This window comes from Actinobacillus minor NM305 (assembly GCF_000175195.1).
Classification (GTDB): Bacteria; Pseudomonadota; Gammaproteobacteria; order Enterobacterales; family Pasteurellaceae; genus Haemophilus_A; species Haemophilus_A minor.
Window position 1 is genome coordinate 1 of the sequence record NZ_ACQL01000006.1, and the last position, 600, is coordinate 600.

At 35.8% G+C, this 600-nt stretch carries 1 protein-coding gene; it reads right to left on the minus strand.

Annotated features, from left to right (window positions below; translation table 11 throughout):
- Positions 1-326: 326 nt before the first annotated feature.
- Positions 327-600: NAD(P)H-dependent oxidoreductase (locus AM305_RS00290; protein WP_005821890.1), on the minus strand; the 274-nt coding region annotated here is incomplete at its 5' end.

Below are 600 nucleotides of genomic sequence, written 5' to 3' on the forward strand. Positions count from 1 at the left end.
CCAATTCTTTTAAAATTAATTGGTTGCTAACCGACTGATTTAAATCTTGGTGAGCAGAGATGACTAAAATTTTGCTCATGAAAACTCCTAAAATAATATTGATACGGAATGTGCCATATTTTAGTGCGATTGCTAATATTTTGATAGTACTTACATTTTTGTAAGTATGTAAATATTTTTTAATTGATTGATTTTTCGTGAAATTTTCATATAGGTTAATGTTTCAGGCTATCTGAAAAGAAATGAAAAATTTGCAGATTTTTTGCAAAATTCGACCGCTTGTAGATAAAAAAGCCGTCTGAAAGTTTGTCAGACGGCATTTCCATTTAAAACAAATCATTCAAATGCTGTTTCCAACGCTCAAAATCCTGTTCAATCTGCGGATTTTTCAGCACATCAAAACAAGCAAAACTAGGCAATTTTTGCATAGCGAAAAAGCGGAAAGTGGCGTGAAGCGGTAGCAGTAAATCGTCCAATGATTTGCCTTGGAACAGGTATTCGTTTGGGTTATCAAAGGCTTGGGCTGGAGCATTGAAAGTTGCCGACAGCAGGTATTTTTTATCATTCATCAAACCGCCTGTGCCGTAATTGGCGGGGGGG